The 14,420-nt window shown below is 59.1% G+C and carries 4 protein-coding genes; all 4 read right to left on the bottom strand.

The window, feature by feature from the left end; translation table 11 throughout:
• Positions 1-831 precede the first annotated feature (831 nt).
• Positions 832-10,785: a hemagglutinin repeat-containing protein gene (locus PT300_08320; protein MDF7680595.1), complete on the bottom strand. Its 9,954-nt coding sequence runs from the start codon at positions 10,783-10,785 to the stop codon at positions 832-834.
• A 14-nt stretch (positions 10,786-10,799) separates the two neighbouring features.
• Positions 10,800-11,333, bottom strand: a complete 534-nt coding sequence (locus PT300_08325) for a toxin-activating lysine-acyltransferase (GenBank protein ID MDF7680596.1) — start codon at positions 11,331-11,333, stop codon at positions 10,800-10,802.
• Positions 11,333-13,018, bottom strand: coding sequence for a ShlB/FhaC/HecB family hemolysin secretion/activation protein (locus tag PT300_08330; GenBank protein ID MDF7680597.1), 1,686 nt, complete (start codon positions 13,016-13,018; stop codon positions 11,333-11,335). The genes PT300_08325 and PT300_08330 overlap by 1 nt, the downstream gene beginning before the upstream one ends.
• Before the next feature lie 434 nt (positions 13,019-13,452).
• A complete protein-coding gene (rnz, locus tag PT300_08335) occupies positions 13,453-14,370 on the bottom strand; it encodes a ribonuclease Z (protein ID MDF7680598.1) in 918 nt (305 codons plus the stop codon).
• Positions 14,371-14,420: the final 50 nt, after the last annotated feature.

Here is a 14,420-nt window from a genome sequence, read left to right on the forward strand (position 1 = left end):
TAATCTGTCCACCAAGAACTGCACTACCAAAAGAACCTGTATAATCAATAATAAATCCAGGCAAAACTTTACCCGTTGCTGAATGTATAATGCCTGGTGCATATTTTCCAAATACGCCACCCGCCAGGGAACTTATAGCTGCACGGGATCATTAAAATTTTCCCGCACTTGAGTGCGGGATTTAAAATCTTTAATTTCTTTTATTACACCAGAATAAAACCCATATTCCTGTGTTACATAACAGAGAACAACAGACACCTATTTTAAAAGACTTTACAATATCCATATAAGAAAACAGGAAATCACCTCCAATTAAATAAAAAGCAAAAACCCTCGCAATAAAAAACATCACTATCGCCATAAAGAATATGGTAAAGAACCATATCAATAAACTTATTAAAAAACGCAGAAGAAGTGATTGATAATTCATCATTCCTTCTCCTTGTGAGTTTTAATCTGTTCTTGAATTATCACCAGTATACCGGTGAGTTCTCCCGTCGCTGCACCAGACGTACCGGCTAGTGCATTCTGTTCCTGTAGGGAAGCCAGTATGGGAGCGGTACTGGCTTTCCCAGTCAAAAATTACACCATTATGCCATGTTTATCATTTGTATCTTTTTCTGGAAAAATAGGGGATCAAATAGATCCCGATCCCACCAACACTGCCTCCTGCTAATCCTACTTTAATACTAATCTTCATAATTTCAATAAAAGGTATATTGAAACTTCTGAACTCAAGAGAATAAATTAGAATACGGCTAATAAAAACCCCGATAGTAACAACAAAAATAACTATTAATATGGTAATCATTAATCTAATGAGGTTATTCATTATTTCACCTCATTTTTTTGTGAATCAATAAGTTTAGGCCCCTCCTGGCCAATGCTCTCCGTTACCCCAGAGGCGATAATATTTCCTATTACTGCAGGGCGAGGGTCTAAAGGCATTGGTTTACTTATTCCTAAACCTATATCCACCCACTCCCAGTTTTTCCAGTTCGGATTAAGTACATTATTAAGAGGAGTTTTTACAGCCTGTCCCAATCCATATCCAATGCCAGCAGAGCCACCACTTATTAATGCTCCCCATAAAGGATCATCCCCTTTAATGTAGCTTGAAGTAGCCCCTCCTGCTGCATTCCAGCCTATTGTTCCTATAAAGCCAGTCTCACTGGTAGCCGCTCCTACCCAGCTTGCTATGACTACATCGGTATAATTTATTTCACCATTGGCAACATACTGAATCAGAGAATTGGCACCGCCACCAATAACGGCAGTAACAATGGCACCGGATGGCAGGGTTGCGAGGCCTGTGGTTCCTGCAATATCTACGGACACAACCAGATTTCCCTTAGCAACATCCCCGGCAAGTTTAGCCTTACAGGTTTCATCACAGTCCGGTGTGTTCCCCAGCAACAAGCCTAAGCCTCCACCGGCCATTGCTCCCAGCGCATTATTCTCAACCGTCGTCTTCCCGGCCTGCGCCCCGACTACTGCGGCAGCGGTGCTGTCTCCGGCTATCCCGCCCGCAATCCCTGCCGCCAGAGTCGCCATCGCGCTGATGGTCTGTTTGTCGGTTTCGCTCAGTTCACTGACTGGTTTGTCGTACATCTGCATCGCCAGTATACCGGCGAGTTCGCCGGTTGCGGCACCCGCAGCCCCGGCCAGCGCACTCTGTCCCTGGAGCGAGGCCAGTACCGCATTCGCCACCGCATGGGCGGCGACTTTTGCCTCGTCATTGTTATCAATCCCGGCATGGTGGCCGATGATTTCAGCAATGTAGGGCGCAGCTGCCCCGGCAATCGCTGCGGTCACGCTACCGCCATTCAGCCCCTGCAGGGCTGCGGTAGTGGCCTGGATGGCCTGCTGATAACTGCCGCCGGTGCCCCATTTCTGCTGTTCGGCTTTATAGCCTTCTGTGTTCGCAAGCAGGGTGTTGTACCTCTCCCGGTCTTCAGCACTGGCTCCCGGTTCCGGCTCATAAATGCCTTTTCCCGCCAGCTCCAGCTTACCGGCCTGAGTGGCGCGGATATTGCCTTCCGTGCGGCCGATATCAGCCAGCTGATTCCCGATATCGCCGATAACCTGCGCCTGTTCGATTTTATCCTGTTCTTTCTCTTTATCAAAGATAGGACGAATGCTGCCGTTGGCTTTCTCCGTGTCGTGGGAGAGGCCGGCAATATCCTGCTGCTGGTGGTCTTTATCCCGGATAATCAGTGTTCCGTTACTGACCGCAGACTGGGTGGTGCCGTCCGCCTTGCCGTGGTCACTGAGGCCGTTCAGCAGGCTGCTGGCCATGTTGCCAGAAAACTGACTGCCAATGCTGCCGCCGGAGCTCATTCCGGCACTGCTGTGCTCGACATCATACTCTGCGCTGTTGTGCAGGCTGCCCCAGCCGAGGGTGCCGGTGTCGAGACGGTTTTTGTCTGTGGTGGAAGCAATCACCGCACCATTGAGCTGGCTGTGGCTGCCGACAGTAATGTCATAACCACCGTTTCCGGCAAACAGGCCACTCTGTTCATTCACCGACAGAAAATCACTGTTCATCTTATCCCTGCTGGCACTGATGCTGCCGGAACCGGACATTGAGCCCCAGGTGAAGGAGCCGCTGGCGCTGATGTTCTGCTGCTGGCTGTGATAGTGGTCGCTGTCCTGTTCGCTGGAGATGGTCAGGTTATGGCCGATATCCGCCAGCAGGCGGTCACCGCTGAGCTGCGCCCCCTGCAGGGTGGTGTCGTTACCGCTGTGCAGCGAGAGCTGATGACCAGCACCGATAATGGTCTCATCATGGGTGGTGCCGTTGCCGCGCTCACTGCCTTTGCCCGCGTTGACCCCGGCGGAGATGTGGATACCCCAGCCGCCGGAGCCGACACCGATACCAATCCCGAGGTTGCCGCCGCTGCTGTGGTTACTGCCGGTGAGCGAGGAGGCGTTCTGTGCTGACAGCAGGGTGATGTCGTGCTGTGCGTCGAGGGTGATATCGTGGGCGGCCTGCAGCTGGCTGCCTTCAGCCAGAATATTGCCTTTTCCGTCCTGACCACTGGCAATCACTGTCAGGTCATGCCCGGCCGTGAGGCTGCTGGTGGCGGCCGAATACTGCGTCTGCTGCTGGGTTGATTTGGATGACTGGCTGCCATAAGAGAGGCTGATGCCGATAGTATTGTCGTTTTCGGCTGCCGCCCCCTGAGCTTCATCAAGGCGCACCGCCTGACTGGCCTGAATGGCAGAGAGGCCGCCTTTGACGGCATACAGCGCCTGGAGACGGTCATTATCCCGCCCCTTTGCCTGATTGACCGACTGCACAGTGTTACTGAGGGCAGTGCCCGCGCTGCCGGAGAGGGCGAGGGTCAGGCCGGAGGTGCGCTGTTCAACGCTGTGGGTCTGCTGGCTGTGTTCGGTGGCGGCAGTGAGGGCGACACTCTGCCCGCTGAGCACCATATCGTGCCCGGCAATCAGCTCTGAGCCGTTAACTGTCAGCACATCCCCGGCATGGAGAATAACATCGCCCTGAGTGGCTCCGGCGGTGCTGCCGTGCTGAGTGAGGGTCTGGGCGCTGTCGGTGACTTTCTGGCTCTGGCTGCCGTAGGTCAGGCCGATGCCGCCACTGCCGGAGAGGCCGGAGTGCTTCTCTTCGGTCTGGTGAAATTCACTGCCGTGCTCCGCAGTCGTGGTCAGCGTCAGGTCATGCCCGGCGCTGAGGTACAGCTGATGTTCAGCGACCGCGTCACTGCCGGTAAAGGTCAGGTCATGTCCGGCCTGGACGGTAACGGTGTCGCCGGAGAGCAGGGTGCCCTGAGCCTGCTGCTGATGCAGAAGGTCGACGGTAGTGGTGGTGGTGGACGAGAAAGCGCCGTTGCTGCCGCTGTGGCGCTGATGCTCTTCATAGTCGGTGGTATTAATACCGGCCTCAAGGCGGATATCATTGCCCGCCGCAATACCGAGGTTTTGTCCGGCACTGACCGTGGCCGCCGTGGCACTGATGTCATGTCCGGCCTGCAGGGTGAGACGTCCGCCGCCACTGATGGTACTGCCGTTCTGCTGCGTGTCGGTACTGCTCAGCCAGTTATCCTTGTCCCATACCAGATGGTCACGGGCAGAGGTGGTGACGGTGTTGAGGATAAGGTCATGACCGGCAGTCAGCCAGCTCTGGCTGTTGCTGGCCTGGTTGTTCACCTCAGCGGCGGTCAGGGTGATATCGCGCCCGGCGGCGAGCTGCAGCCATCCGCCATCACCGGTAACCTGGATGCCGCTGGTGCGCTGAATGGTGGTACGGTCGTAACTGTTGCTGCCGTCCTGGCGCGAGGCGCTGACGGTGGGCGAGGTGAGGGTGATGTCACGTCCGGCCGCCGCCAGCAGGCTGTGGGTGGCGCTGAGCAGGCCACCGGTGCTGATGATATCGGTGCGCGCCTGCAGGCTGACATCCGCGCCGTGCACCGTGCCCGCCTGATTTATCAGGTTATCGGCCGTCAGGCGCACCTGCTGGCCGGAAATCGTGCCGTGGTTAAGCAGGTCGCCGGAGAGATTGAGGGTCACCTCGCGGCCTGCCAGCAGTGCCCCGGCACCGTCAGGGGCATCGGGGTTCACCCGGGCATAGACCTGGGGCACCTGAACGGTCTGCCAGCTGCCGTCGGGGAGCTGCACCGGGGTGTCGACCAGCCAGAGGATATCGTGGGTCAGCAGCCGCATCTGGGCCGGGCTGAGCGCCACGCCAGGTATCAGGTCATACTGCTGGCCAAAGGCGATACCGGCATCCATCAGCCCCTTAAACTGGGCCTCATCACTGCGGTAGTCGCCGAGATAGCGCCCGCCGGTAAGGGCGATAACCTGCTCGCGCACCAGCCGCTGTTCATAAAAGCCGTCGCCGAGGCGTTTATGGATGTTTGCCGGGTCCTGGGCAAAGGCGTTCTGCATATAATCGGTGCCGAGCCATTTTTTACGGTCGGTAAAGCGCGGGTCGGTCTCTACCAGGTACGGCGCCTGGACATCCGGATGCGTGACAAACAGGCTGTTGTCCGGCAGCTGCGTGCTGGCACCGCTGACCTTAATCACCGTCACCGTGTCACTGCTGACGCCGCCACTGCTGAGCGCCACCTCGAAGGTCTGGCCGGGGAGTAGCACCACCGGCTGCTCTGGCGGCCTCTCAGCGGCAGCGGTGGCCGTGCTGAGCTCAGGCCGCGGGATATCCGCTATCGGACGGGCGAGGGTGGCCGGGTCAGCGACCGTCAGCCCGGCACTGACTGCGCCAGTGAGCGCACTGACGGAAGGCGCGTCAGTCTGGGTTAATGCCGTGAGCTGCAGGCCGCTGCCAGTGGCGGTGCTGTTGCCCTCCAGCCGTCCGGGGTGGAGGGTGATGCTGTCGATGACCACCGGTGGCTGATAACGCTCGCGATCGCGCTTCTGCTGATCATGGCCTTTTTGCTGCTTACGCCAGAAGTGGGTGACGGTGCCGCTGTCGGTGATCCGGCGCTGGCCTTCGGGCATGATATTGTCGATGGTGGTGGCCACGATATCGAGCGCACTGCCGGCGACAATCTGGCTCTTGTCATTCAGCACCTGCATGGCCTGAATGGCGAGACGGCCACCGGCGAGGATTTTGCCGGGATCGCTCTCTTTAATCTGCTCCTCTTCGATGGTGCGGGTGTACTGATATTCGTAGAAGTTATCATGGCCGGAGCCATGTTTATCCGGGGTGTTGAGGTTGAGCAGCCCGTCAGAGGAGTTATGGTCAACATACACGCCGTCCGTGTCGGCATCCCAGCGGATGGAGGAGCCCCGGTGGCGGTATTCGTGATGCGTCTCCTGAGAGACGGTGACGATTTCGGTGCTGAAATGGTCGTTGATGTTGTTGAGGGTATTGACGCCGAGCGCCATCTCTCCGGCAGACTCGATGGTGGCGCTGTGGTTATTCAGCACGCTGGCCTGACCGCTGGCGTGATCGTAGTTATCGAGGCTGCCGCCCAGTGCCAGTGCGCCGCCGCTGTAAATCAGCGCGTGATCACGGTTACTGAGCGTGGTGGTGGCGATATCCAGCCGCTCACGGGCAGCGAGGGTGGCGGCGGTGCCGTTTTCTGCCAGATTGTTAAGGGTGGTGGTGAACGTCGCCAGGTTGTCGCCGTAAATCCGCCCGCTGCCACTGTTGGTCAGGGTGGAGGCCTGTAAACGGGTGTTGTGGCCGTCAATGATGCCCTGATTGTTCAGGGTGTCGCTGACCGTCAGGCGGGTGTTATCACCGCTGATCTCGCCGCTGGCCTGATTGCTGAGGCTGTCTGCGCTGAGGGTCAGCAGGCCGCCCGCCAGCAGTTTACCGCTGTTGGTGATCTGTGCCTGGCTGGTGAGGCTCAGTGCGTCGCCCGCGATGATCTCCCCCTGGTTGTCGAGCCGCTGGCGGCTGTTCAGGGTAAGGCTGCCGACTGAGAGTAAGCGGCCGTCGCCACTGATCCGGTCAGCGCTGAGGGTCAGCTGCTGGCCCGCTCCCACGGTGCCGCCGCTGTTGCGCAGATCCAGCGCCGTTCCCTGCAGCTGCAGGGCATGACCGGCGCTGAGGGCGCCATCGCGGTTATCGAGGGTGCCTTCGCTGGTCAGGCTGAGGTCTTCTGCCGCCAGCAGCGAGCCGTTATGGTTATCCAGCGCACCGCTGTTGATCACCAGCTGCTGCCCCTCAATCCCCTTGTCCGCCTGGCGGGTGTCGCTATTGTACAGGGAGGCGGCACTGAGGATCACCCTTGCGCCGCTGCGCAGCAGGCCGAGGGTGTTATCAATGATCCCCTGCAGGGCATCAATGCGCAGATCGCCGACACTCTGGATTTGTCCGTGCTGGTTAGAGAGCTGGCCGGTGGTCAGGGTGGTGCGCTGTTCACTCACCACCCGGCCACCATCGCGGTTGTCCAGCGCACTGACGGTAAGGGTGACATCGCCTTTTGCCCCCAGGGTGCCCTGCTGATTGTTCAGTGCGCCGCCGCTCAGCTGCAGGGCGGCGAGGCTGTTGATGGTGCCGCCCTGATTGTTCAGTGACTGACCATCGGTGTCAATCACCACGCCGCTGCCCTGGATCAGCCCGCCGTGGTTATCGCTGTCGCGGTGGCTGGTGAGCTGCAGACCCTCCCGGGACACCAGGGTGCCGCTGACATTGCTGAAATCATTCGTCGTCAGCGTCGCCTGATGCTGGCTGAGCAGCAGGCCACGGTCATTGTTCAGTTGGGTGAGCGCGAGGGTCATTTTCCCCTGGCTGGTGATCCCCCCGTGATCGCCGCTGTCCTGGTTACGCAGGGTGTCGAGCAGCATCAGCAGGTCACCGCCGCTCTGCAGCAGACCACCGTTGCTGTTGTCCACGCTCTGGCCGTAAAGGGAGAGCGGGCCACGGGCGGCAAGCTGCCCCGCGCGGTTATCGGTGCGGGTGACGTTCAGCACGGCGGCACCATCGCCCGCCATCACCCCCTGACGGTTATCGAGCGCCGCTGCGGTCAGCGCCAGGGTATGACCACTGCTGACGCTGCCGTGCTGATTATCAAGCGTATCGGCGAGGGTCAGCGTCAGTTGCCCTTCGCTGGAGAGTATCCCGCTGCGGTTATCCAGCGACTGCGCGTCGATCTGACTGTTACCGGCAGCGAGAGTCTGGCCATTGCTGTTGTCCAGCGCACCACTGCTGAGGGTCATGCTGCCGAGGCTTATCAGGCCACCGCTGGTGCGGGTATCGTGGTTATCGAGCGCCTGACTCCGGGTGTTGAGGATCAGATCACCGGCTGACTGTATCCGCCCGCGCTGGTTGTTCAGCCCGTCGCTGGTCAGGCGTGCGGCACCGCTGGCGATGATTTTGCCGTCATGGTTATCCAGCGCGCCCGCGCTGACCGTCATATCCTGTGCCGCCTGGATCAGCCCCTCGCTGTTATCGAGCTCGCCGCTGGCCGTCAGCTGCAGTGCGCTACTGCTGACCAGCGCGCCTCCCGCACTGTGCAGTGCCGCACTGGTCACCGACAGGTCGCCGTGCGCTGCCAGCAGCAACCCGTGGCGGTTATCCAGCTCACCGCCGGAGAGGGTCAGCGCACCGCCCGCCAGCAGACCGCCGCTGTCACGGGTATCGCGGTTACTGACTCTGTGGCCGTGGCTGTTCAGCTGCATATTGCCACCGGCCTGGATCAGCCCCTGGTCATTATTCACCTCGCCCTGAGTGCTGAGGTTCAGCGTGGCGGCACTCACTATCTGGCCGTGCTGGTTGTCCAGCGCTTCACTGGTGAGAGTGGCGTCACCGGCGGCGGTCAGGTGCCCCCCGGTGTTATCCAGCACGCCACTGCTCAGCTGCAGCATGCCACGGGCATCGATGCCGCCATCGCTGGTGCTGTCGCGGTTGCTCAGGCGCTGGCCGTGAGTGTCCAGCCGCATATTTCCCCCCGACTGCAGTAATCCACGATCATTACTGAGCGCACCGCTGTCCAGCGTCAGGGCGTGCTGCGCGGCGATAATCCCGTTCTGGTTATTCAGCGCCCCCTGATGCAGCGCCAGGGTCATCTGCTGAGCCAGCAGTCGGCCCTGCAGATTATTCAGTCCCTGGGCCGTGATATGGAGATCACCGGCGGCGGCGATCAGCCCCTCCTGGCTGCTCAGGGGTTGGCTACTGGTCAGGGTGACGTTGCCGCGATCAGCGATAATCTGCCCGTTATCATTATTCAGCGCATCACTGTGCAGGGTGAGATGTTCTGCGCCTGCCAGCAGGCCGTGCTGGTTACTGGTCTGGTGCGCATCCACCGTCAGGCTGCCACCCGCGGCCGCCTGAATCTGCCCCTGCTGATTGTCGAGGGTGGCGGTATGCAGTGCCACACTGCCATTTGCCGCCAGGGTGCCGCCGCTGTTGTCGGTATGCTGGCGCACATTCAGGGTCATCGTGCCGTGACCGCTCTGGGTCAGCTGGCCGTGGCGGTTAGAGAGATTAGTAGCGTCGATATCCAGCTGGCTGGCGTTCAGTGCGCCATCATCAAGAACGATATCTTCACCGCGCAGGGTCAGCGCGCCGCCGGAGGTGATATGTCCCCGGGCGCCGCTGACAGAGGTGGCCGCGAGGGTCAGGGTGCCGTTACCGGCGTGGGTCAGGGTGCCTTCACGGTTATCCAGCCAGTCGGTGGTCAGCGTCATATCGCGGGCGTTAGTGGCAATGGTGCCACCGTGGTTATCAATGCCCTGCTGGTGGTGGAGTGTCAGCGGATCACCACCACTCTGAATGATCTGCCCGGCGGAGTTGTCCAGTCGCGGGGCACGGAGGGTCAGTTTATCGCCCGCCAGCAACCCGCCATGGTTGTTAAGGGTTCCGGCAGTCGTGACCGCGAGCTGCTGTGCTGCGGTCACTTTTCCCCCGGCGGTGCTCAGGTTTTGCTGACCACTGTCGAGGGTAATATTGTTCGCCTCGATCTGGCTGCCGCTGGCATCCAGCCCCTGTCCGCGGGCGTCGATATCGCCCCCGGCGAGTGCGAGGCCGTGGATCGCGAGATTATCACCGGCACTGAGTGTCAGGTTACCACGGGTGCCGACCCGGCCATCGTTCTGCACACCAGCGGCAAGGATACTGCCCTGGTTACTGGTTATCTGCTGGCCACTGATCGCCAGGTGCTCTCCGGCCAGCAGCGCTCCGTTGTTTGTCACTGCGTCTGCCGCCTGCACGCGGGTGTCCTTCGCTGCCCACAGGCTACCGCTGTTGCTGATGGTGCCGTCACTGTGTAGCGTGACGGCCTCCCGGGCCTGGATCTGACCACTGTTGTGGATATCACCGCTGGCGCTGAGCTGCAGCCCGTCGCGGCTGCTGAGATGGCCGCTGTTGTCAATCCGGCCATCGGCGGTGATGGTCACCAGCCCGGCTTCGCTGCCACTCTGCCCGGCATGGCTGACCCCGACCCCTTTTTCGGTGCTCAGCAGGCGGATTTTACCGGCGTACATCCCGCCCACCTGGGCAACATCGATCGCCAGCTGTGGCGCAGGAGAGCCATCCCCGGCGAGCGCGCTGACCTGCTGATGGGCGGCGTCCACCTGGTTGCGCCCGGCGGTTATCTGTAAATCCTGCGCATGGATGGCGGCGTTGATCTGTACCGCGCGGGCGATAATATCGGTATGAGAAGTGCGTGAGCTGTCCATGCCGTTCCCTTCCACCACAATCCGGCCATCATTGACCCGGTAGCCGGTGAGGGCGCCATTCTGCAGCTGCGGCGTGCCGCTGGTGAGGGTGGCGCGGTTCGCGTTGATGAAACCACAACCGTTACAGGTGATGCCGGAGGGGTTGGCAATGATCACCTGCGCCTGCCGCCCGGCCACTTCGATATAGCCATGAAGCCTGCTGGGATCGCGGCTGTTAACTTCGTTGAGGATAATGGTGGCTTCGCCGTGTGTCAGCCACGGGTTGCCTGCCACCATGCCCGCCAGCTGGGTGTTAACCGGGGCATGGGAGTTGTTCAGGATCACGCCGTGGTGATCAACATCGAACTGCTGATAGGTATTATGCGACACGCCAGCGGCAGAAGGCGTCTGAATATTGACCTGTGGCAGGCCATTAGCACTGGTGATGACGGTGGGTTGCTGCTGCGCGGGCGCATGGTTATCGGCGACAATCGCCGCCCCGGCGGGACTGACCACCCCAAGCGCCAGCCACAGACTGAAGGTGAGGGCGCTGAGCCGGCTGAGCTGCTGAGAAAGCAGCGGGGTGCCCTTTCCGGCGGGAGAAAGACCCCGGCGCGGGTGCGCGATATCCGCCACCACCATCAGCATGCCACGGGTTTTATTAAAGATAATCCGGTAAAACAGCCTGTTCATGAGCTTAATCCTTATTATTTTTGATTATTGTTAGTCAGGTCGGGCGCGGTGGCAGCCTGCCAGGCGCGGAAGTCGGCCAGGCTGACCTGATCGCCACGAAACGCGCGGATTTTTCCGCCATGAGCCAGGCCCCGGTGCCACAGGTAGCGGGCGCAGGTTTCCGGCATAATAACCCTGCGCAGCAGACGGCTCATCGCCCGGGTATGACCAAAGGGAGCGATAAAGTCACGAAACCACATCCGGTTGCCGCTGCACCACTCCTCTTCTGTTATCGAGAGGACTGAATCAGTCAGGTAGTGTTGCTCGCTCTGCGGGTTGAGCCACATCCAGCTCAGGAAGAACACCGGGCGGGTGCCTTCGGACACCAGCACATATTGCTGGCGTTTTACAATCGGCAGCAGCACCGCAGGCAGCACATACAGCGGCGCATCGCGATGCCTGACCGAGTGCATCCACAGCCAGACCGCCGCGCCGAAGATTTCCGCCTGTGACACTTCACCCCCCAGCAACAGGGGAGCCTGGATAAAATAGTTACCGTCGCGCATCATCACAGATCCATATTGAGACTAAAACCGAGGGTGACCGGGCTGGTTTTGAAACCGTCAGGCCGCGAGAAGGGGATACCGGCAAAGGCGTCATAGCCGATTTTCCACACACTGCCGCGCAGCCCCAGCGCGCCACCGGCCAGATGGTTACCGACGAGATATTCACTGCCTTTGCCCGCCACCTCGCCATAATCCACCGCCAGATAGAGTTCAGCACCGGGCACCGGGGTCTGCCATGACAGATCGTTGCGCACATACCAGCCACGATCGGCATTGAGTGTCCGTTCGCCGTCAAACCCGCGCACCGTGTAGCGCCCGCCGATCGAGAACTGATCAAGGGTGGTCAGCGGGGTATTGCTGCTCTGGTGCTGCCAGGCGACGTCATAGCGCAGTCCCTGCTGGTAAAGGCTGAAGGGCAGACTCAGTCGTGCCTCTTCGCGCAGAATGCGGCTCAGCGCGGTGCCTTCATCAAAAAGCTCTTCCGGCGCAGGCTGGGCACCAAACCAGCGGGTGCCGCGCTGATAGCTGATCCCGGCATCGAGGGTCGCCGGGCCAAGATAGTGCCGGTGTTGCAGACCCGCTTTCCATGAGGCGGTATGGCGGCGCTGGACCTCGATTTCGGTGTCATTGATATAGTTGCGGGTGGTGCGCCCCTGGATCTCAAGCGAGGCGGTGGTTTTCTGCGCGCCGCTGCGATGGAGCACCCGGCTGAGCTGGCCGGTGAGGGTCTGGCTTTTGCCACTGTAGCGATAGTCGCTGGTATTGCCCGCAATGGTCTGATGGTAGTGGTAGTCGCTGCCGGTGATGCCAAACGACCAGTATCCCACCGGCACCGACCAGTGGCCGCTGAGGTTCTGGTTGCTCTTCTCCGACCCTGGCTGTAGATCGTGACTGATGGAGAACCACAGCAGGTCACTGAGGGCCAGCGGATTATCCAGCGACAGGGTCATGGTGCCCATATATCGCCCGGTGGCTTCACTGCCGGAGTCGTCAAGCGCCAGCCCCAGGCGCCAGAATTTGCTCTGCTGACGCTGGATGACAATATCACTCTCGCCCGCGTTTGCGGCGGGCAGGATCTCCATTTGCGCCTGCACGGTGGGCAGGCGTTGCAGGTTCTCCAGCCCCTGCTCAATATCCCGCAGATCCAGCACATTACCCGCATGCGCCGGAAAGCTGCTGTATAGCCAGAGATAGTCGCTGCTTTCTGGCGTCAGGGTCACCTGGTTAATTTTCCCGGCCACCACCACCAGCTGCAGATGGCCGCTTTTCAAATCCTGCGGCGGTGCCAGCACCCGGGTGGTGACCCAGCCGTGGTCGATAATGCGGTTTTGCAGGTTGCTCATCAGCAGATTGATGCCCCGGCTTCCGAGGCAGTGGCCTGCCGCCTGATCAGCCAGGCGCTGTAACGGCAGCCAGCGCGGCAGATCCTGCTGACCGCTCAGGATGACATCCTGGAGGGGAAAGCAGGGCTGTTCTTCAGGAAAGACCAGCCGGTCACTGGTGGGGAGTGGGGTGCCGAGATTAACGTCCGGGGTGGACGGCGTGAGTTGCTGTTCCAGTATCTGCTGACGTTTTTGTTGCAGGATAAATTGCTCGTCATTCGCGGCGGCGAAAACAGTGCCGCTGATCAGCAGACTGGTGACAGAAAAAATAATCCTTTCGGTTAATGGTGAATACCGAAATGCCATTGTGATATTGCTCCCTGTGATATCCATTTTATTTTTATATGGCCGCCAGATTGCGGGTAGTGCTGATGTTGTTTGTGAAATATTGTTTTTATTTTTGTTTCATATCCGTATCAGAAAGCTGGCTTGCTGAAGCATAAAACAAAATGATTTAAAAGATTTTTTATCCGCAGAATAAGGCATAAAAAATAGCGCTTTTTTGTATATCAAAAACGGGCAAGAGATGCAATTTTGATCGGTTGATGATTGAGCAGGGTGGGTGAAGAGTAGCCAGACGGTGAGCCGCTATCTCTCCGCTGGCAACAGGGAAAGAAATACGCAAACTGCACCCTTGTGGATGAGCAACATTTCCGTCAAATCTGTGCACTCATCCCAGGGCTGAAAGCGAAATAGCAGTGGCTGAACGGTATTGTCTGGAAAACCGGTTTTGTGATCCACTACAGTGGATAACGCATAAAATCCTCAGCTAACAGGGTGGGGGGGAAAATTTCCCGGCACTCCGCCAGCAGCCGCTGGCAGGCCTGGTGGTCATAACGTGAACTGATATGAGTGGCGATCAGCGTACCCACTCCGGCGTCTCGTGCCAGCATCGCGGTTTGTCGGGTGGTGGAGTGGCCACGACTGTTGGCTTTTTCCGCCATCGCATGTTCGAGGGTGGTTTCATGGATCATCACATCGACGTCCTGCGCCAGCGCCTGTGCTGTCGCACAAGGGGCGGTGTCACCAAATATCGCCAGTTTTTTTCCCGCGGTGGCAGGCGCAAGATAGTCCTGACCGTTGATGATCCGGCCGTCGGCCAGGCGCAGGGTCTCCCCCTGTTTTAAGCGTTGATATAGCGGGCCGGCGGGAATACCTTCCGCCCTCAGCCGCGCCGCATCCAGTGCGCCGGGAGTGTCATGCTGCTCAATACGGTAGCCATAACAGGTTAACGGATGATTCAGCGGCCAGGCGCTTACCCGGTATCCCTGTTCGTCAAACAGGAGGCCGGGCGTCACTTCGACAATAGTCAGCGGATAATCGGTCCACGAACCGCTCAGACGCAGGGTGGTATCAACGAAGTCCTGCAATCCGGTAGGCCCGTACAGGGTCAGTGGCAGCGAATTGCCCTGCATCGAACGACTGCACAGTAAACCCGGCAGGCCAAACAGATGATCACCATGCAAATGGCTGATAAAAATCTTGTTGAGTTTGCCGGGATGGTAAGGGGTGTGGAGAAACTGTTGCTGGGTGCCTTCGCCGCAGTCAAAGAGCCACATTTGTGCTACCGTGTGTGACGGCAAGTTGAGCAGCAGTGCGCTGACATTACGCCTGCGGGTAGGCACACCGGCCGATGTGCCTAAAAAGAGTAGTTCCACGTTTTTGCCTCCTTCAGGCAGGAAAAAAACAGAGTATACAGGAGTCGTTG

Source organism: Enterobacteriaceae bacterium ESL0689 (assembly GCA_029433525.1).
Lineage (GTDB): Bacteria > Pseudomonadota > Gammaproteobacteria > Enterobacterales > Enterobacteriaceae > JAQTIF01.